At 73.8% G+C, this 19,473-nt stretch carries 14 protein-coding genes; 9 read left to right on the plus strand and 5 right to left on the minus strand.

Annotated features, from left to right (window positions below; translation table 11 throughout):
- The first annotated feature begins 50 nt into the window (after positions 1-50).
- The 5 genes from AMK25_RS11045 (at position 51) to AMK25_RS11065 (ending at position 6,760) form a co-directional block, all read left to right on the plus strand.
- Positions 51-1,685 (plus strand): cellulose-binding domain-containing protein, encoded by a 1,635-nt coding sequence (locus AMK25_RS11045; protein ID WP_073828134.1) that lies wholly within the window; start codon positions 51-53, stop codon positions 1,683-1,685.
- Positions 1,686-1,876: 191 nt separating this feature from the next.
- On the plus strand, positions 1,877-2,686 hold the full coding sequence (locus AMK25_RS11050) for an ABC transporter ATP-binding protein (RefSeq protein WP_073828136.1): 810 nt from the start codon (positions 1,877-1,879) through the stop codon (positions 2,684-2,686).
- Positions 2,687-2,714: 28 nt separating this feature from the next.
- Positions 2,715-3,704: an ABC transporter substrate-binding protein gene (locus tag AMK25_RS11055; RefSeq protein WP_073828138.1), complete on the plus strand. Its 990-nt coding sequence runs from the start codon at positions 2,715-2,717 to the stop codon at positions 3,702-3,704.
- Positions 3,705-3,709: 5 nt separating this feature from the next.
- A complete protein-coding gene (locus AMK25_RS11060; protein WP_073828140.1) occupies positions 3,710-5,812 on the plus strand; it encodes an iron ABC transporter permease in 2,103 nt (700 codons plus the stop codon).
- Between the two features lie 45 nt (positions 5,813-5,857).
- A complete protein-coding gene (locus AMK25_RS11065) occupies positions 5,858-6,760 on the plus strand; it encodes a siderophore-interacting protein (RefSeq protein WP_073828143.1) in 903 nt (300 codons plus the stop codon).
- 53 nt (positions 6,761-6,813) lie between these two features.
- On the opposite strand, the gene AMK25_RS11070 is transcribed toward AMK25_RS11065, so the two are convergent.
- From AMK25_RS11070 to AMK25_RS11085, 4 genes are read right to left on the minus strand one after another with little or no spacing between them, the layout of a single operon-like run.
- Positions 6,814-8,598 (minus strand): IucA/IucC family protein, encoded by a 1,785-nt coding sequence (locus AMK25_RS11070; RefSeq protein WP_073828145.1) that lies wholly within the window; start codon positions 8,596-8,598, stop codon positions 6,814-6,816.
- Positions 8,595-9,191: a GNAT family N-acetyltransferase gene (locus AMK25_RS11075; protein ID WP_073828148.1), complete on the minus strand. Its 597-nt coding sequence runs from the start codon at positions 9,189-9,191 to the stop codon at positions 8,595-8,597. The genes AMK25_RS11070 and AMK25_RS11075 overlap by 4 nt, the downstream gene beginning before the upstream one ends.
- Entirely contained in the window at positions 9,188-10,474 is a 1,287-nt protein-coding gene (locus AMK25_RS11080) for a lysine N(6)-hydroxylase/L-ornithine N(5)-oxygenase family protein (protein ID WP_073828151.1), read from the minus strand. The genes AMK25_RS11075 and AMK25_RS11080 overlap by 4 nt, the downstream gene beginning before the upstream one ends.
- Before the next feature lie 26 nt (positions 10,475-10,500).
- Positions 10,501-12,057, minus strand: coding sequence for a pyridoxal phosphate-dependent decarboxylase family protein (locus tag AMK25_RS11085; RefSeq protein WP_073828153.1), 1,557 nt, complete (start codon positions 12,055-12,057; stop codon positions 10,501-10,503).
- Positions 12,058-12,285: 228 nt separating this feature from the next.
- Between AMK25_RS11085 and AMK25_RS11090 the strand changes: the two genes are divergently transcribed.
- Together AMK25_RS11090 and AMK25_RS11095 are read left to right on the plus strand one after the other, a co-directional pair.
- Positions 12,286-14,322 (plus strand): penicillin acylase family protein, encoded by a 2,037-nt coding sequence (locus tag AMK25_RS11090; protein ID WP_073828155.1) that lies wholly within the window; start codon positions 12,286-12,288, stop codon positions 14,320-14,322.
- Positions 14,319-14,876, plus strand: coding sequence for a GNAT family N-acetyltransferase (locus AMK25_RS11095; RefSeq protein WP_073828158.1), 558 nt, complete (start codon positions 14,319-14,321; stop codon positions 14,874-14,876). Before AMK25_RS11090 ends, AMK25_RS11095 begins: the two co-directional genes overlap by 4 nt.
- Positions 14,877-14,888: 12 nt before the next feature.
- On the opposite strand, the gene AMK25_RS11100 is transcribed toward AMK25_RS11095, so the two are convergent.
- Positions 14,889-17,114, minus strand: coding sequence for a hypothetical protein (locus AMK25_RS11100; RefSeq protein WP_073828161.1), 2,226 nt, complete (start codon positions 17,112-17,114; stop codon positions 14,889-14,891).
- A 164-nt stretch (positions 17,115-17,278) separates the two neighbouring features.
- Here AMK25_RS11100 and AMK25_RS11105 point away from each other — a divergent pair, with 164 nt between their 5' ends.
- The gene (locus AMK25_RS11105; protein WP_073828163.1) at positions 17,279-18,196 is read left to right on the plus strand and encodes a redoxin; all 918 of its coding nucleotides are present in this window, start codon (positions 17,279-17,281) and stop codon (positions 18,194-18,196) included.
- A gap of 22 nt (positions 18,197-18,218) precedes the next feature.
- The gene (locus tag AMK25_RS11110) at positions 18,219-19,448 is read left to right on the plus strand and encodes an epoxide hydrolase family protein (protein ID WP_073828165.1); all 1,230 of its coding nucleotides are present in this window, start codon (positions 18,219-18,221) and stop codon (positions 19,446-19,448) included.
- Positions 19,449-19,473: the final 25 nt, after the last annotated feature.

A 19,473-nucleotide genomic window follows, 5' to 3' on the forward strand; every position in this document is an offset into this window, starting at 1 on the left:
CGGTGCCGGTTGCGGCGCGGGCACTGCACCACCACCCGGAGGAGAGCAGCATGATCAACCGACACCGCCGTACGGTGTTGTGGACCTCGGCCGCGGCGACGGCGGCGCTCGCCGCGTCCGGCCTGGCCGTCGGCGCGACCGCCGCCCAGGCCGCCGCCGGCTGCCGCGTCGACTACGCCGTCACGGCGCAGTGGGGCGGCGGCTTCACCGCCAACGTCAACCTGACCAACCTCGGCGACCCGCTCAACGGCTGGGCCGTCACCTGGACCTTCGCCGCCGGGCAGACGGTCAGTCAGGCCTGGGGCGCCGAGATCACCGCCAGCGGCGCGTCCGTGCGGGCCGCCAACGTCAGCTACAACGGCAGCCTCGGCACCAACGCGACCACGTCGTTCGGCTTCAACGGCGCCTGGAACAACAGCAGCAACCCGGTACCGTCCGCGTTCGCGGTCAACGGCGTCACCTGCACCGGCGGCGTCACCCCCACCACCGGCACGCCGCCGACCAGCGCACCGCCGCCGAGCAGCCCGCCGCCCAGCACGCCCCCGCCCAGCACCCCGCCCCCGAGCACACCGCCGCCCAGCACGCCGCCGCCGGCGGGCGGGGCGATCTACGCCGCGCCGAACGGAACCGCCGGAGCGGCCGGCACCCAGGCCAGCCCCACCACGATCGCCGCGGCGATCACCCGCGTCGGCGCGGGCGGCACGATCTACCTGCGCGGCGGCACCTACAACCTGTCCCAGACGGTCACCGTCGCCGCCGGCAACGACGGCACGTCGAGCGCCCGCAAGAACCTGTACGCCTACCCGGGCGAGACGCCGATCCTGAGCTTCTCGGCGATGAGCGAGGACCCGGCCAACCGGGGACTGGCGCTCAACGCCTCGTACTGGCACGTGCGCGGGCTCGTGGTCGAGCGCGCGGGTGACAACGGCATCTTCGTCGGCGGCAGCAACAACGTCATCGAGCGGACGGTGACCCGCTTCAACCGCGACACCGGGCTGCAACTGTCCCGGATCGCCTCCAGCACGCCCCGCGACCAGTGGCCCGCCAACAACCTGATGGTCAGCGTGGAGTCGCACGACAACGCCGACTCCGACGGCGAGGACGCCGACGGCTTCGCCGCCAAGCTCACAGTGGGCAGTGGCAACGTCTTCCGGTACGCGGTGTCGCACCACAACATCGACGACGGGTGGGACCTCTACACCAAGTCCGACACCGGCGCGATCGGCACGGTGACCATCGAGGACTCCGTCGCGTACAGCAACGGCACGCTCAGCAACGGCACCCAGAACGGCAACGGCGACCGCAACGGCTTCAAGCTCGGCGGCGAGGACATCGCTGTCAACCACACCGTTCGGCGCACCATCGCGTACCGCAACGGCAAGCACGGCTTCACGTACAACCGGAACCCGGGCACCATGACGATCTCGAACAACCTGAGCATCGACAACACCGAACGCAACTTCTCGTTCGACGCCGGCACCTCGGTCTACCGGAACAACACCTCCTGCCGCTTCGCCGGCAGCGGGTCGAACGACAAGACGGTCGGCAACGTGGACGGCTCGAACCAGTTCTGGTCCGGCTCCAACGGCTCCCGGTGCGCCACGTACTCCGGCGCTCTGGCCTGGTCCTTCGCCTCCGACGGCCGCCTCACGGTGACCCTCGGCGGCCGCGCCGTCTCCCTCTGACAGTCCGCGCCCTCTCTGCGTCGATCATGAGGTTGGCGGCGGGATCGGAGATCGACAAGGCCGTCAACTTCATGATCGACCGGGTGGGGCGGGGTGGGTGGGGGAGCGCGGGGCCGGAGATCCGACCGAAGGACCGGCTTGACAGGATGATCGAGTCTTAGGTTAGCCTAACCTGCGTGACGAGCGAAGCGGTGCGGGCCGACGGCCTGACGGGCAGTGAGCTGCGGCTGGGCTACCACGGCAAGACGGTGGTGCACGACGCCGCCATCACGCTGCGGCCCGCGGCGGTGACCGCGCTGGTCGGCCCGAACGGCAGCGGCAAGTCGACGCTGCTGCGCGGGCTGGCCCGCCTGCACCCGCTGGAACACGGCGAGGTCGTGCTCGCCGACGGCACCCCGGCCCGGGCGCTGTCCGCCCGGGACTTCGCCCGCCGGGTCACGCTGCTGGCGCAGAGCCGCCCCACCCCGAGTGGGGTCACGGTGCGCGACGTGGTCGGCTACGGCCGGCACCCGTACCGGCAGCGGTGGCGCGCCAACGACACCGACGGGCCCGCGGCGATCGACCGGGCCATGAGCGTGACAGGTGTCGACGGCATGGCCGGCCGCCCGGTCGACGAGCTGTCCGGCGGCGAGCTGCAACGTGTCTGGCTGGCCACCTGCCTGGCCCAGGACACCGCGATCCTGCTGCTCGACGAGCCCACCACCTTCCTGGACCTGCGCTACCAGGTGGAGATCCTCGACCTGATGCGCGAGCTCGCGGACACCGCCGGCGTCGCCGTCGGTGTGGTGCTGCACGACCTCAACCAGGCCGCCGCCGTCGCCGACCAGGTCGTGCTCCTGCACGAAGGCCGGGTCCGCGGCACCGGCACGCCGCACGAGGTGTTCACCGAGGCGGCGCTCACCGAGGCGTACGGCATCCGCGTCGAGGTGATCGTCGACCCGGTCACCAACCTGCTCTCCACACGTCCCGTCGGCCGGCACACGACCCGCATCCCCGCCTGACCGATCCCTGCACACAGAAGAGAAACCGATGTTGCGTACCCGCCTGACCCTGCTCGCCGCCGCCGCGGCGAGCGCGCTGCTGATCGCCGGCTGCGGCACCACCGAGGAGCCCGCCGCCGCACCGTCCCCCTCCGACGCCGCGCCCACCGGCCCGGTCACCGTCACCGACAGCCGGGGCAAGACCATCACCCTCAAGAGCCCCGCCACCAAGGTCGTCGGCCTGGAGTGGGGCGAGGTCGAGATGCTCGTCGGCCTCGGCGTGATGCCGGTCGGCGTGGCCGACCCCAAGGGGTACGCCACCTGGGTGACCGCCGCCCCGCTCGACCCGAGCGTCAAGGACGTCGGCACCCGGGGTGAGCCGAGCGTCGACTCCATCGTCGCCCTCCAGCCGGACCTCGTGGTGATGGAGGCCGAGCGCGGCTCCGCCGTCGTCACCCAGCTGGAGAAGTACGTCCCGGTGCTGGTCACCAAGGGCAGCGACGCCTCCGACAACATCGGCCGGATGCGCTCGGACCTGAAGATGATCGCCACCGCCACCGGGCGCACCGCGCAGGCGGACAAGCTGCTCGCCGACTTCGACGCCGCGCTCGCCGACGGCAAGAAGAAGATCGCCGACGCCGGTGCGGCCGGTAAGCAGTTCGCCATCGCCGACGGCTGGAAGGAAGGCAGCACCGTCTCGATCCGGATGTTCGGCCAGGGCGCGCTCGTCTCCCAGCTCGGCATCCAGCTCGGCCTCAAGAACGCCTGGACCGGCAAGACCGACGAGATGTGGGGCCTGGGCCAGACCGACGTCGAGGGCATGAACGTCCTGAAGAGCCAGGACCTGCACTTCTTCTACAACGCCTCGGACGGCACCGACGTGTTCGCCGACGGCCTCGCCGGCAACGCGATCTGGCGCTCCCTGCCGTTCGTCCAGCAGAACAAGCTGCACAAGATGCCCAACGGCATCTGGACCTTCGGCGGCACGCTCTCCGCCAAGCAGTACATCGACGAGCTGGTCAAGGTCTACACGGCTTGAGCGCGATGACCGCCCCCGCCCCGCCGGGGCCGGCCACCCGGCCGGCCCCGGTCGGGCCGCCGCCCGCCCGGCGCCGCCGGGTCGCCGGCGCGTTCGCCCTCGCCGCGGCGCTGCTCGTCGCGATCACCGCGGTGCACGTCACCCAGGGCACGTCGTCGGTGGGGGCGCTGGACCTGCTCCGGCTGCTCACCGGTGGTGACGACGAGGCCGCCCGGATCCTTGTCGCCTCCCGCCTGCCCCGGCTGCTCACCGGCCTCGCCGTCGGCGTCGCGCTCGGTTTCGCCGGCGCCGCGCTGCAGTCGACCACCCGCAACCCGCTCGCCTCGCCGGACACGCTCGCGGTGAACGCGGGCGCGCACCTGGCGATCGTCTCCACCGCCGCGTTCGGGATCGCGCTGCCGGCGCTGCCCTCGGGCGGCCTGGCGTTCTGCGGCGGCCTCGCCGCCGCCTCCCTGGTCATGCTGCTCTCGGCCGGCGGCCAGGCCGCCACCACCCGGCTCATCCTCGCCGGCTCGGCCACCGCGATGGCGCTGGCCTCGGTGACCATGCTGCTCCTGCTGCTGTTCGAGCAGTCCACCATCGGCCTGTTCGCCTGGGGCAACGGCTCGCTCGTGCAGGGCGACCTGGTCGCGTTCACCCAGCTCGCCCCCGTGATCGGGATCGGCGCGCTGCTGCTCGTGGCGCTCGGGCACCGGCTGGACCTGCTCGCCCTCGGCGACGACACCGCCACGGTGCTCGGGCTCAACGTACGCCGCACCCGGCTGACAGTGGTGCTGCTCGCCGTGCTGCTCTCCGCCGCGGCGGTCACCATGGCCGGGCCGATCGGCTTCGTCGGCCTCGGCGCGCCGGTGATCGTCCGGCTGCTCGGCAAGTGGGTGCCCGAGGTGCACCGGCACCGGGTCCTGATGCCGCTGGCCGGCATCGTCGGCGTGGTCATCGTGCTCGGCTCCGACGTGCTGCTGCGGGCCGTGCTCGGCGGGCAGGCCGGCGTCGACGTGCCGACCGGCGTGGTGACGACGCTCTTCGGCGCGGTGCTGCTGATCTGGCTGGCCCGCCGCCACCGCGACGCCGGGCCGACCCGGCAGGCGCCGGGCGGTCACGCCGCCGTACGCTCCCGCGGCTTCGTCGCCACAGTCATCGCGGTCTGCGCGGTCGTCGTCACCGCCGCGCTGGTGCTCGGCATGCTCGCCGGTGACACCTGGGTGCTGCTCGGCGACATCGTCAACTGGGTGCAGGGCCGCACCGGACCGGCGTACACCTTCGTGCTGGACGCCCGCTGGCCGCGGGTCGCCGCGGCGCTGCTGGCCGGCGCCGCGCTGGCCCTGGCCGGCACCACAGTGCAGGCGGTCTGCCGCAACCCGCTCGCCGAGCCGGGCATCCTCGGCATCACCGGCGGCGCCGGCATCGGCGCGGTCTCGCTGCTGACGTTCGCGCCGATGGCCGGCGTGCTCGCGCTGTCCGGCGCCGCCGGTCTCGGCGCGGTCGCCGCGTTCGCGCTGGTCTACGGCCTGGCCCGGCGGCGGGGACTCAACTCCGACCGGCTCGTGCTGATCGGGTTCGCGGTCTGGCAGGGCGGTACGGCGATCATCACGTTCATCGTGGTGTCCTCCGACCCGTGGAACACCGGCAAGGCGCTGACCTGGCTGTCCGGCTCCACCTACGGGCGTACCGCCCCGCAGGTCCTGCCGGTGCTGATCGCGCTGCTGCTGGCGCTGCCGCTGGTGGCCGCCGTGCGCCGCGAGCTGGACCTGCTGGCGCTCGACGACGACACCCCCCGGGTGCTCGGCGTGCGCCTGGAACCGGCCCGGCTGGTCGCGCTCGGCCTGGCGGCGCTGCTCACCGCCACCGCCGTGTCGGCGGTCGGCGTGATCGGCTTCGTCGGCCTGGTCGCGCCGCACGCGGCCCGCGCGCTCGTCGGCGGGCGGCACACCCGCGTCCTGCCGGTCGCGGTGCTGCTCGGCGCCACCCTGGTCAGCCTCGCCGACACGCTCGGCCGCACCGTGATCGCGCCCGCCCAGATCCCCGCCGGACTGGTCACCGCGCTGATCGGCACTCCGTACTTCGTCTGGCTGCTGTGGCGTTCGCGCGCCGCCGCAGCCGCCCGTTAGCCCGTTCACCGACGCGCCGCCCGCCGGCCGTGAGAGGAATAACGCATGACCAGCACCCTGGCCGTCGCGCCCTGGCGCGTCTTCGCCGTCGAGGTCCGCGCGCTGCGCCGCCTCGGCCCGTCGTTCCTGCGCGTGACGCTCACCGGCCCGGACCTGGACCGGTTCGCCGACAACGGGTACGACCAGCGGATCAAGCTGGCCCTGCCGCCGGTCGACGGCGCGTCCGGGGAGCTGCCCGACGGGCCGGACTGGTTCCAGCGGTGGCGTGAGCTGCCGGACGGGCTGCGCAGCCCGATCCGCACCTACACGGTCCGCGCGGTCCGCCCCGAGGCGTACGAGGTGGACGTGGACATGGCGCTGCACGGCGACGGCGGCCCGGCCACCCGCTGGGCGCGGCGTGCACGCCTCGGCGACCGGATCGCTGTGGTCGGCCCCGATGCCGGGTGGGACGGCCCGCACGGCGGGGTCGAGTTCCAGCCGCCGGCCGGCGCGACGCTGCTGCTGGCCGGCGACGAGACCGCCGCGCCGGCGATCTGCGCGATCCTGGAGCGGCTGCCCGCCGACGTGCGCGGGCACGCGCTCGTGGAGGTGCCGGAGGCCGGCGACGAACTGCCCTGCCGGGCCCCGGCCGGCGTCACCGTGACCTGGCTGCCCCGGGCCGGCGCCCCGCACGGCAGCCGGCTCACCCAGGCCGTGACGAGCCTCGCCGGCCGGCTGGTGCCCGTACCGGTCGCGGCGGGCGCCGCGCCGCTGGCCGAGGTGGACGTGGACCGGGACATCCTCTGGGAGGTGCCGGAACGGCCCGACGGCGCGGCGGTCTACGCCTGGCTCGCCGGGGAGGCGGCGGTGATCCGCGGGCTGCGCCGGCACCTGGTCACCGAGCGGGGCATGGACCGGCGCGCGGTGGCGTTCATGGGCTACTGGCGGGCCGGTCGCGCGGAGAACTGATCGTCCCCACCGCCGTTGGAGCGGGCCGGCGCACGGCGCGCCGGCCCGCTTCGTCATCCGCGCGGCCCGTACGGGGCGAGCGGGTTGACCAGCGTGCCGGCGAACTGCAACGCGGCCGACGGGTCGGACAGGTCCACCATCTGCTGGTTGTTGCGCAACTGGAGCCGGTTGAGGCAGGACAGCGTGAACTCCGGCGCGAACAGGTCGTGCCGGCGCATCCGGTCGGCCAGGTGCGGCACGGTCTCGGCGTAGCCGGTGGCGCACGCGGCGACCGTACGCCAGAACTCGTCCTGGTCGAGCACGCCCTGGGTGTGCAGGGCGGCGCTGAGGTGCCGCAGGAAGCAGTCGAAAACGTCGGTGAAGATGGACAGGATCTTCTCGTCCTCCGGGATCGCGGCCTGGATCCGCCGTGCCCGCTCCGGCAGGTCCGCGTCCGGGTCCATCACCACGATCTCCTCGGCGATGTCCTTGAAGACGACCCGTTCGACCACGCCGTCGCGCAACACCAGGATGACGTTCTCGCCGTGCGGCATGAACGCCAGGTCGTAGGCGTACAGGCTGTGCAGCAGCGGCACCAGGTAGGCGTCCAGGTAGCGGCGCAGCCAGTCGGCCGGGGTCAGCCCGGACTCGTCGATCAGCGCGGCCGCGAGGGACCGCCCGTCGCGGTCCAGGTGCAGCAACGACGCCATGGTGGCCAGCCGCCGCCCCGGCTCCAGGGCCGGGACCGGGCTCTCCCGCCAGAGCGCCGCCAGCATCTTCCGGTACGGGGAGTACCTGTCGGTCGCCGCCTCGTACTGCCGGTGCCGGTAACCGATCGCGGCCCGCTCCCGGATGATCGACAGGCCGGTGCGCTTGAGCACCGGGTCGTTCTCGATCAGCCCGGCCAGCCAGTCGTTGATCGCGGGCGTCGCCTCCATGTACGCGGCGGACAGGCCGCGCATGAAGCCCATGTTCAGCACCGACAGCGCGGTCTTCACGTAGTGCTTGGCCGGGTCGCTGACGTTGAAGAAGGTGCGGATGGACTGCTGCGCGAGGTATTCGTCCGGGCCTTCGCCGAGGCAGACCAGCCGGCGCGCGGCCACCTCACCGGCGAACGTGACGGCGAGCTTGTTCCACCACTGCCACGGGTGCACCGGCACGAGCAGGTAGTCGGCCGGGTCCAGGCCCAGCCCGGTGAGCGTGGCGGTGAACCCGGCCAGCGTCTCCTCGCCCAGCTCGGCCCGCACCAGCGTGTCGTAGTCGAGGTCGTCGGCGCAGGTGAACGTGGTGTGGTCGCGGTGCGCGGCGAGCCAGAGCAGCCGTACCGGCGCGGCGGCCTCCGGGGCGTACGCGTGGTATTCGTGCACGCCGAAGCCGATGCGGCCGTTGTTCGCCACGAAGCAGGGATGACCCTCGGTCATGCCGGTCTCGATCGCCTGGAACCCGGCGGCGGCCAGCTCGGCGGCGCTCACCGCGGGCTTGGCCAGCTTGTACGCGGTCCCGGCCAGCGTGGAGGTGATCTCCTCCAGGTAGACCGGCAGGATCGCGTCGGTGAGGCCGAGCGCGGCGCGCAGCTCCACGCAGAGATCCACGGCGTCCGGCGGCAGGTCCGCGCCGTCGCGGCGGCGCACGATGCTGTCCGGGTCGATCTGCCAGTGGTCCAGCGCCAGCCGCCGCGCGGCGAACCGGTACTCGACGGCGCCGTCGTCGCTGCGGACGAGCCACTGGCCGGGGCCGCTGGGCTCGGGGGTGATCAGGCGTTCGTGGGCGAACTCGGCGAGCGCCTTGCGCACCAGCAGCCGGTTGGCCGTCGCCCACGCCTCGGGGGTCAGGTGGTCCACTGATGCGCTGGCGTTCACGCCGGTGCCCCTTCCTGGGTGGCGGGCGCGCCGGTGGCGGCCCGGAACTGGTCCCGGGTGCAGACGCTGAGCAGCGCCTCCTTCTCGGGCTTGCGGATCGGACCGACGACCGTGAAGCCGACGGCGGCGTTGAGCGCGTGCACTGCGGTGTTGCGCACGTCCGGCTCGACCACCACGCGGCGGGTGGCGGGGTCGGCGAACAGCCAGGCCATCACCGTGGTGATGACGGCGCGGGTGAAGCCGTGCACCGGCGTGTCGGCTGGTGCGCAGAGGAAGTGCATGCCGACGTCGCCGGGCTCCGGGTCGTACAGGCCGGCCAGCTCGACGTGGGCCGGGTCGTACCGTTCGGCCAGGAACGCCGGGGTGCCGCGCCACGACCCGAGGTACGCGTCGTGGTGCGGGTGGTCGGCGATGCGCCGGTACTCGGCGGCGACGGCGTCCACGTCGGCGTCCTGCATCAGCCAGAACGCGGACTTGGGATGGGTGACCCAGCGGTGCAGCAGCGCCGCGTCGGCGTCCGGGTCCAGCGGGCGCAGCGTGAACTCGCCCAGCGCGTCGTCGACGCGGGTGAAGGTGGTCGTGCGCTCGCTCATGCCGGCGCTCCGGCGGGCGCGCCGAACTCCTGGAACGCGATGGTCTTCTCCACCGGGTAGTGCTCCCGGCCGGTCATCTCCCGGATCAGCCACGAGTTGCGGTACGGGCCCATGCCCAGGTCGGGCGAGGTGATGCTGTGCGTGTGCGTGCCCCCGTTCTGCAGGAACACCCGGCGGCCGGTGTGGTCGACGCTGTAGTTGCGGGCCACGTCGAAGCGGCCGTGCGTGTCGAAGCGCAGCCGGTCGCGTACCGGCGCGAGGAACTCCGGCACCCGGTAGTGGTAGCCGGTGGCCAGCACCAGCCCTTCGGTCTCCAGCGTGAACGCGCGGTCCTGCTCGGTGTGGCGCAGTCCGAGCCGGTAGCGGCCGTCGGCGTACGCCGCCTCGACCAGCTCGGTGTTCGTCAGCAGGCGGGTCGGCGCCGGTCCGTGCAGGCTCTTGGCGTACAGCAGGTCGTAGATGTCGTTGATCAGGTCGGCGTTGATGCCCTTGAACAGCGGCTTCTGTGCGGCCTCCAGCGCGTAGCGGGTCGGCTCGGGCAGCGCGTGGAAGTAGTCCACGTAGTCCGGCGAGGTCATCTCCAGCGTCAGCTTGGTGTACTCCAGCGGGAAGAACCGCGGCGAGCGGGTAACCCAGGTGAGCTGGTAGCCGTACGTGTCGATGTCGCCGAGCAGGTCGTGGTAGATCTCGGCGGCGCTCTGGCCGCTGCCGACGATCGTGATGCTGTCCTTGGCCCGCAGCGCTTCCCGGTGCTCCAGGTAGCGCGAGTTGTGGATCAGGTCACCGCCGAGTCCGGCGCAGGCCGGCGGCAGGTACGGCGGCGTGCCGGTGCCGAGCACGAGGTGCCGGGCCCGGTGGGTGACCGGCCCGTCCGGCGTGTCGGCGCGCACCACGTACCGGTCGTCGGTCTCGTCGTACTCGACGGCGGTGACGGCGTGCCGGAAGCGCAGGTTCGGCAGCTTGGCGGCGGCCCAGCGGCAGTAGTCGTTGTACTCGGCGCGCAGCGGGAAGAAGCTCTCCCGGATGTAGAACGGGTAGAGCCGGCCGGTCTCCTTCAGGTAGCTGAGGAACGAGTACGGCGAGGTGGGGTCCGCGAGCGTCACCAGGTCGGCGATGAACGGCGTCTGGAGCCGGGTGGATTCCAGCAGCATGCCGGGATGCCAGTCGAAGCTGTCGCGGGCCTCCAGGAACAGCCCGTCGAGGTCGTTGATCGGTGCGGTGAGGCAGGCCAGGCCGAGGTTGTAGGGGCCCAGCCCGACGGCGATGAAGTCGTGGGTCGACATGGGGTTCTCGTTCTCCTCGACGGGGGTCAGCCGACCGGGCAGGACAGCTCGGCGGCGGTCGCGGTCCGGGCGTACCAGGCGGCGTGGTCGGCGATGAGGTCCAGCACGTGGGCGATGTCGTCCACAGTGGTCTCGGGGTTGAGCAGCGTGAGTTTCAGGTGGTGCGCGCCGTCGACCTTGGTGCCGGCGACCAGGGCGGCGCCGGAGGCGGCCAGCGCCTCGCGGGCGTGCAGGTTGGCCTCGTCGGCCAGGTCGGGGGCGAGCCCGGGTGGCCGGTAGCGGAAGACCACTGTGCTCAGCTGCGACGGCGCGGCCACCTCGAACCGGGGATCGGCGTCGAGGCGCCGCCACGCCTGCCCGGCGAGGTCGACGACCTGGTCGAACAGCGTGCCGACCGCGTCCGGCCCCATGATCCGCAGGGTCAGCCAGAGCTTGCAGGCGTCGAACCGGCGGGTCGTTTGGATGCTCTTGTCGACCTGGTTCGGGATGCCCTGCTCGACCGCGCGGGCCGGGTTGAGGTAGTCGGCGTGCCAGGTGGCGTGGCGCAGTGCCCGGCCGTCGCGTACCAGCAGCGCGCTGGAGCTGACCGGCTGGAAGAACGACTTGTGGTAGTCGACTGTCACCGAGGTGGCCCGCTCGATGCCGTCGAGCAGGTGCCGGCGGGTGGGGGAGACGAGCAGCCCGCAGCCGTACGCGGCGTCGACGTGCATCCAGACGCCCGCGTCGGCGCAGATGTCGGCGATCTCCGGCAGCGGGTCGATGCTGCCGAAGTCGGTGGTGCCGGCGGTGGCGACGACGGCCATCACCACCTCACCGTCGCGGTGGCAGCGGTCGATCGTGCGGGCCAGCTCGTCGGCGCGCATCCGGCGGGTGGCGTCGGTGGGCACGGTGAGCACCGCGTCGGCGGCCAGGCCGAGCAGCTTGGCGGCCTTCTGCACGCTGAAGTGCCCGGCCGCGGAGGTGATGACGCGCAGCCGGGACAGCACCTGCGGCCGGTCGGGCCGGGTGGCCGCGCCGCCCACCGCCCGGCGGTACGCCTCCTCCCGGGCGAGCAGCATGGCCTGGAGGTTCGACTGGGTGCCGCCGCTGGTGAACACGCCGTCGGCGGTCGGACCCAGCCCGATCCGCCCGGCCGTCCACTCGATCAGCCGCCGCTCCATCAGCGTGGCCCCCGCGCTCTGGTCCCAGGTGTCCAGTGAGGAGTTCACCGCGCTGAGCACCGCCTCGCCGAGCAGTGCCGGGATGACCACCGGGCAGTTGAGGTGGGCGAGGTAGCGCGGGTGGTGGAACCAGACCGCGTCGCGCAGCCACACGTCGTGCAGCTCGTCCAGAGCGGCGTCGGTGTCGCCCAGCGGCCGGTCGAGGTCGATGCCGCCGATGAGCGGCGCCAGCTCGTCGGGCGTGACGCCGGTGAACGGCGTGTCCACCTCACCGACCCGCCGGGCGATCCGGTCGACGCCGCGCGCCAGCACGTCCCGGTACCGCCCGAGCGAGCCGGCGTTGAACAGGTGGCCGCGGGCCGTGGCGGCGGCGCGGCCGGTGTCGGTGGGCGCGGCGCCGGTCGGGCTCCCGATCGAACTCATGCGACTTCCCAGCGGTCGTACGGACAGGGCGTGCGGCCAGAGCCGCGGCGATCAGGTTAGGTTAGGCTGACCTAACTAGCAAGCGCGACTCGGGATGCTTTGTCCCGGATGTACCGCCGGTTGGCGCTTCCCGCCTGTCGCGGTAAGGTCGCCGTCGGTTAGGGGAGGTTATCCTAAGTTGACTGTGGAACGGAATCGCCGCCCGGCGCGCCAGGGCGGGGCAAGACGGTGACGCGCGTGGATCGCGACAGGTGGGGCGTGCCCCAGCTGTGGGCCGGCGACGCCGACGCGCTGGCCCGCCTGCAGGGCCGGGTCGCCGCGACGGACCGGGCGTGGCAGATCAGCGTCGAACGATGGCGCGCCGAGGGCCGCCTGGCCGCCCACGTCGGCCCGTCCGAGCTGGCATGGGACCGGTTCGCCCGCCGCGTACGGCTGGACGACACCGCCCGGCGCTGCTACGAGCGGCTGGACCCGGACACCCGGCGATGGGCCGAGGCGTACGTCGACGGGGTCAACTCCGGACTCGCCGAGGGCGCCGCCGCCGCGCCCGAGTTCGCCGCCACCGGCAGCGCGCCCGAACCCTGGCGCCCCTGGTCGCCGCTCGGCGTGTTCCTCGTCCAGCACGTGCTCTTCTCCACCTTCCCGAACAAGCTCTGGCGCACGCACGTGGCCCGCACGCTCGGCCCCGAAGCGGCCGGACTGTTCGCCGTGGAGGGACCGGCGTCGGCGGGCAGCAACGCCTGGGCGCTGCCCGCCGACCCGGCCAGCGGGCGCGGCCCGCTGATCGCCGGGGACCCGCACCGGCTGCTCGAACTGCCCGGCGTCTACCAGCAGGTCCGGCTGGCCTGCCCGGAGTTCGACGTGGTCGGCCTCGCCTTCCCCGGTGTACCGGGCCTGCCGCACTTCGGCCACACCGGGCATGTGGCCTGGGCAGTCACCAACGCGATGGCCGACTACCAGGACCTCTACCGCGAGCGGCTGCGCCGCGACGGCGACCGGGTGCTGGCGCGCGACGTCGACGGCTGGACCCCGGTCTCGTACCACGTCGAGGAGATCGAGGTCCGCGGCGGCGACCCGGAGACGGTCGAGGTGATCGAGACGCCGCGCGGCCCGGTGATCGACCACGACCGGGTCACCGGCGAGGCGATCGCGCTTCGCGCCCCGAGCCGGGTGGAGGCCCGGCTCGGCTTCGAGGCGCTGCTGCCGCTGCTGCGCGCCCGGCGCGCCGGGGACGTCGCCGACGCGCTGCGCCACTGGGTCGAGCCGGTCAACAGCGTGCTCGTCGCCGACACCGAGGGCGGCGTCCGCCGGCTGGTCGCCGGGCTGGTCCCGGTACGCGACGAGCGGTGCCGCCGGGAGCCGGTGCCGGCCTGGGAGCCGGCCTACCGGTGGCGGGGCGACTACCTGCCGCCGGTGGACGAGCCGGTCGACGGCGTGACGGTGTGCGCCAACGACCGCCGCGACGACGTGGCCGCGCACGGCGACGACTTCGCCCCGCCGCACCGGGCGCGCCGGATCCGCGCGCTGCTCGCCGAGGGCGCCGAGGCGTCCGCAGTGCACACCGACGACCGGCTCCCGGCCGGACCGCTGTACCGGCTGCTCGACCGGCTCGACCCGGGCCGGCTCGACGAACCCGCCCGCGCGCTGCTGCGGCGGCTGCGCCGATGGGACCGCGCGATGGCGGCCGGATCGGCCGAGGCCGGCGCGTACGCGGCCTGGCGGGCGGCTCTGGCCCGGCGGCTGCGCGTACACCCGCTGTTGCGTGCCCTGGACGAGCCGTGCGGATTCGACGAGCTGTTCGCCCCCTGGACCGACCCGGCGGCCCGGATCGGCCTGGCGCTGGACCACCTCGCGGCCGGGTTCGACCTCGCGGAACCGGCGGCCGAGGCGCTGGCCGAGGTGGCCGCCGGTCCGGCGCCCGGCGCGTGGGGCAGCCGGCACCTGCTGCACCCGGTGCACCTGGGTGTCGCCCCGGCGGTCACCGACGCGGTGACCGCGATGCGGGAGGGGGTGGCGCTGTCCGGCGACACCGACTGCGTGCTGGCGACCTCCAGCGTGCCGGGCGTCTCCGACGCCTGCTGGCGCGGCCCGGTGGCCCGCTACGTGTGGGACCTGACCGACCGGGCGGCCAGCCGCTGGGTCGTCCCGTTCGGCGCGTCCGGGCGCCCCGGGGACCCGCACTTCGCCGACCAACTGACCCACTGGGCCGCCGGGACGTTGATCCCGGTGCCCGCCGGCCCACTGACGGGAGACGAGACGACGTGATCCACCTGGAGCGGATCCCCGGCCTCGGCGAGCTGGCGCTGGAGCCGGTCCGCCCCGACCGGGACGCCGAACTGCTGCACGGCTGGGTGATCCGGCCCCGCAACCGGTTCTGGGGCATGGGCTCGCACACAGTCGACCAGGTACGCGAGATCTACGCGTTCGTCGACGGGCTGGACACCCACCACGCGTACCTGATCCGGCTCGACGGCGAGCCGATCGGGCTGTTCCAGACCTACCAGCCGGAGGCGGACCCGGTCGGCGAGCGGTACCCGGCGCTTCCCGGCGACGTGGGCACGCACCTGCTGCTCGATCCGCCCCGGCGGTATCCGCGCGGCGTGACCAGCGCCGTCTTCCCGGCCCTGATGCGGTTCCTGCTGCGCGACCCGGCCGCGCGACGGATCGTGCTCGAACCGGACGTGCGAAACGACGCGATGCTGCGCCGGCTGCGGATCGAGGGCTTCACGCTCGGCGACGAGATCGACATGCCGGGCAAGCGGGCCCGGCTGGCGTTCCTGACCCGGGAACGGTTCGAGGCGGACCATCCGGCGCCGTGACCGGCGCGTCGGTCACGGCGCGGCGGCGCGCAGGCGGGCGGCCAGATCCCGCACCGCGGCGCCGTACGCCTGGTCGGACTCGGCCGGCCAGTGCCCCTTGATCGGCGGCGGGACGCTGTCCCCGGGCGGGGCGACCAGGCCGTCCGGATCCCGCAGCCGGCGGTCCACCGTGGCCGCCGGGCCGGTGACGCCCGCCGGTTCGTCGGCGCGGTGCGGGGAGAAGATCCATCCGCCCACCGCGTCGGTGTCCCGCCACAGGTTGAGCCAGCGCCAGCCGACCCGGCCGCCGATGCCGCACAGCATCTCGTCGCCGACGTAGGCGGGGAACAGCCGGGCGTAGAGCCGGCGCAACGGGGAGCTGTAGGTGAGCAGCGCGACCCGCGCGCTGATCTCGGCGGGCAGTTGCAGGACGGTGGCGGCGACCAGCACCGAGCCGTGGCTGTACCCGGCGAGCAGCACGCCGTTGCCGCTCTGCACCAGGAACGTGATGCGCCGGGCCAGCTCCGGCACGGCCCGCTCGGCGTAGCAGGGCGGCGCGAACGGGTGCGCGGACCGGGGCCAGAACGTCGCGAGGTCGAAGAGCACGCCGACGTGGCGCCGGAACCCGGGGCTGCGGTAGGCGAAGACAGCGGCGACCACCACGGCGAGCACCGCCGCCGAGAGCGCCACACCGCCCACCTCGATGCCGAACATGACCAGTTCGGCCGGTACGTGCGTCCGGCGTTGCAGCGCCTCACCCGGGTCGGGGCGAAGCAACGCCATCGCGGTGGTCGCCGCGCCCGCCCCGGCCATGATCGCGAACAGGACCGCCAACGGCACCAGCAGGTCGGTGAACCGGGCCCGGACGATCGCCGCCCGGACCTGCCGCAGCCGGGGCGCCGCCTCGGCCGGTGGCGCCGGGAAGTCGCGCTCCACCACCGCCTGGGCGGCCCGGAGCCGGCCGCGCCGGGACACCAGCGCCACCACGGCGGCGGCCACCAGCGTGACCAGTAACGCCCGGAAGAAGCCGTAGATCGCCCAGTCGTACGCGCGCGCCGGACCCGGCAGGGCGTCCGCCGGGGACCTGCCCCGGTCCAGCAGGTCGGCGACGCGCTGGACCAGTTCGGCGGAGTACGCGACAGCGAGCCCACCCGCCGCCGCCGCGACCACGAGCGCGCCGAGTCCGTTGGGCGGCTGGTGACCGCGTGCCCGCAGGCGGTGCCAGAGCAGCACGGCGCCCAGCGCGCCCAGCAGCACGGCGTGCGTCACCAGCAGCCAGGTCAGGATCGAGCCGTAACCGGGCAGGCCACCGTCGGCACGCCAGCGGGCAGGGGCGAACAGCAGGTGGCCGGCCACCGCGACGGTGAGGACGATCGCGGTGGCGCGCAGCGTCCGGGCGATCCGGTCGCGTCGCGGGTCGCCGGGCGCCCGGTCGACGAGCGGCGGCACGCAGACCAGGACCACGCAGGCGAGCAGGACCGCGCCGGTCACCGCCAGCAGCGCCGCCACGGCGGGCGGGACGCCCTGCGCGGCCCGGGCGGCGAGGAGGCTGCCGTCGAGGGTGGCGAAGGCCGCCGCGATGTGGATCGAACGCAGCCGGCCCATCAGCGGCTCGGTGTCCCACTGCCCGATCGTGCTCAACGGTGGCCCGGCGGACGCCCGCTCCGGCGCCCGGAACGCGGTGAACGAGCGGCCCGGCCGCCGGGCGCCCCACCAGAGCAGGCTCACCGCGGCGGACGGGACCAGCGCCAGCACCACGAGCCGCAGGCCCACCGGCCGGCCGCCCAGCCAGGACAGCCATTCGCGGTCGGACAGGCAGGCCGGGGAGGACAGGCACTGCCAGGCCACCAGGTCCAGCGCGACCCCGGCGCCGGCGAGCACGTACAGCGAGGTCAGGCTCAGCCCCAGCACCCGGCACAGCGCCCGTACCACCGCGCCGCCGAGCGCGTCCCCCGGCCGCATCCACACGGCCACGTTGATCAGCATGAACGGAAACAGGAACAGCAGCGACAGGGTCCGCAGCGCGGTGCCGGAGGGCAGGTCGCTCCACCGGTACGCCTCCAGCGTCACGCCGCCCGTGCCGCGCTCGTCGGACAGGCCGGGACGGGGACGGTAGAAGCCGGCGCTGCGGTCGCCCGCCACCTGCCGTACCAGCGGCCGGTCCAGCACCTCGGCGGCGCCGGCCGAGGAGACGCCGTGCACCCGCAGCTCCACCACCTCGCCCGACGGGGCCTGCGCTCGCCCTGGTCCAGCCGTCATCGACCCTCCGCGCCGCCCTCGCCGCCTGCACGGCCCGCCCTCGGGCGGCGCAGCGTCCTACCCGGCCGGGCCGTCGGCAAACGCCGCGCGGGTCCGGCGGGCGGCCGTTCGAAGCCGTGCCGTCCGGGTAACCGCCGACGGACCGCCGAGGAAGGGAGCCGCGCATGACCGGCGCATCGCGTGACGGCCCTGCCGTGGCGACCCGGCTGCCGCCGATCGACGTCCACCGGTGGGTGAACTCCGCGCCGTTGACACCGGAGGAGCTGCGCGGACGCGTGGTCCTGGTCGATGTCTGGGAGTACACCTGCGTGAACTGGATCCGCGCCGCCCCCTACGTGCGGGCGTGGCATCGTGACTACCGGGACGCGGGGCTCACGGTGATCGGCGCCCACGCGCCGGAGTTCGCGTTCGGCAGGCTTCCGGAGAATATCGACCGGGCGGTCCGCGACCACGGGCTCACCTACCCGGTCGCCATCGACGACGACTACACGTTCTGGCGCGCCCTGCGCAACGACGCCTGGCCGGTCAGGTACCTCTTCGACGCCGACGGGCGGCTGGCCGACCGCTGGGTCGGCGAGGGCGAGTACGACCGGACGGAGGCGGAGATCCGGCGGCTGATCGAGGCCGCCGCGCCCGGCGCCGCGCTGCCGCCGGTCACCCCGGAGGTGACCGCGTTCGTGACGAGCCCGCAGCCCACGTACGCGGGGATCACCCCGGAGACCTATCTGGGCGCCGACCGGGGTGTGCCCGGCACGTACGCGCTCACCGGCGACTGGCGGGTCGAGGGCGAGTACGTCGAGGTAGCGGGCGCCGACGCCGAACTGGTCCTGCCGTTCACCGCCGGTGAGGTGAACCTGGTGGCCGACCCCGGACCGGCGGGACCGGCCGGGGTTCGGGTGCTGCTGGACGGGAAACCGGCCGCTGACGCGCGCGGCGCCGACGTGGACCCGGACGGCCGGGTCGTCGCCGACCGGGCGGCCATGATCCGGCTGGTCGACGGCGCGCCGCCGGGGGAGCACCGGCTCACCCTGCGCGCCGAGCGGCCCGGTCTCCGCGCGTACGTCTTCACGTTCGGTCCCTGACCCGACCCGAGGAGGACAGCCCGTGGCCGTCAAGACCCTGACGCCGACGCGTACCGGCGCCGACATCCGCGAGTTCCGCGTCGACGTGCCGGAGGCGGACCTGCAGGACCTGCGGACCCGGCTCGCGGCCACCCGGTGGCCGGAGCGGCAGACAGTGGACGACCAGTCCCAGGGCGTGCCGCTGGAGACCAGCCAGGCGCTGGCCCGGTACTGGGCGACCGAGTACGACTGGCGCAAGGTCGAGACGCGGCTCAACGACCTGCCGAACTTCGTCACCGAGATCGACGGCCTGGACATCCACTTCATCCACGTCCGGTCCCGGCACGACGACGCGCTGCCGCTGATCGTCACCCACGGGTGGCCGGGGTCGGTGATCGAGCAGCTGAAGATCATCGGTCCGCTCACCGACCCGACCGCGCACGGCGGCCGCGCCTCGGACGCTTTCCACCTGGTCATCCCGTCGATGCCCGGCTACGGCTTCTCCGGCAAGCCGGACGGGCCCGGCTGGGACCCGCAGCACATCGCCCGCGCCTGGACCGAGCTGATGCGGCGGCTGGGCTACACCCGGTTCGTGGCCCAGGGCGGCGACTGGGGCGCGCTGATCACCGACATGCTCGGCGTGCAGGCGCCGCCGGAACTGGCCGGCATCCATACCAACATGCCCTGCGTGGTGCCGCCGGACATCGACGCGTTGCTGCAGCGCGGCATCACCGGCGTGAACAACCCCCTCGCGGAGCTGCCGGCCGGGCTCTCGGACGAGGAGCGGGCCGCCTGCGAGCGGATCGACTTCTTCTGGAAGCACTCCGCGTACGCGCTGATCATGACGACCCGTCCGGAGACGCTGACGGCGCTCGCCGACTCGCCGGCCGGGCTGGCGACGTTCATGCTCGACCACGACGCGGCCAGCCTGGACCTGATCTGCGCCGCCTTCGCCGGTCGCCCCGGCGGCCTGAGCCGCGACGACATCCTGGACAACGTCACGCTCTACTGGCTGACCAACACCGGCGTGTCCTCGGCCCGGCTGTACGCGCAGAACGCGCTGTCGTTCTTCGCCGCGAAGGGCGTGCAGGTGCCGGCCGCGGTGAGCCAGTTCCCGGAGGAGATCCTGCTCGCGCCGCGAAGCTGGGCGGAGCGGGCGTACCCGAACCTGATCCACTACAACCAGCTGGACCGGGGTGGGCACTTCGCCGCCTGGGAGCAGCCGGAGTTGTTCGCGCAGGAGATGCGGGCGGCCTTCCGGTCACTGCGCTGACCGACGACCGGACGCGGCCGGGTGG

Source organism: Micromonospora sp. TSRI0369 (assembly GCF_001905625.1).
Lineage (GTDB): Bacteria > Actinomycetota > Actinomycetes > Mycobacteriales > Micromonosporaceae > Micromonospora > Micromonospora echinospora_A.

Coding starts and splice junctions, on each gene's coding strand:
- AMK25_RS11045 (WP_073828134.1), top strand. CDS start 51: ATGATCAACCGACACCGCCGTACGGTGTTGTGGACCTCGGCCGCGGCG.
- AMK25_RS11055 (WP_073828138.1), top strand. CDS start 2,715: ATGTTGCGTACCCGCCTGACCCTGCTCGCCGCCGCCGCGGCGAGCGCG.
- AMK25_RS11060 (WP_073828140.1), top strand. CDS start 3,710: ATGACCGCCCCCGCCCCGCCGGGGCCGGCCACCCGGCCGGCCCCGGTC.
- AMK25_RS11065 (WP_073828143.1), top strand. CDS start 5,858: ATGACCAGCACCCTGGCCGTCGCGCCCTGGCGCGTCTTCGCCGTCGAG.
- AMK25_RS11075 (WP_073828148.1), bottom strand. CDS start 9,191: ATGAGCGAGCGCACGACCACCTTCACCCGCGTCGACGACGCGCTGGGC.
- AMK25_RS11080 (WP_073828151.1), bottom strand. CDS start 10,474: ATGTCGACCCACGACTTCATCGCCGTCGGGCTGGGCCCCTACAACCTC.
- AMK25_RS11085 (WP_073828153.1), bottom strand. CDS start 12,057: ATGAGTTCGATCGGGAGCCCGACCGGCGCCGCGCCCACCGACACCGGC.
- AMK25_RS11100 (WP_073828161.1), bottom strand. CDS start 17,114: ATGACGGCTGGACCAGGGCGAGCGCAGGCCCCGTCGGGCGAGGTGGTG.
- AMK25_RS11105 (WP_073828163.1), top strand. CDS start 17,279: ATGACCGGCGCATCGCGTGACGGCCCTGCCGTGGCGACCCGGCTGCCG.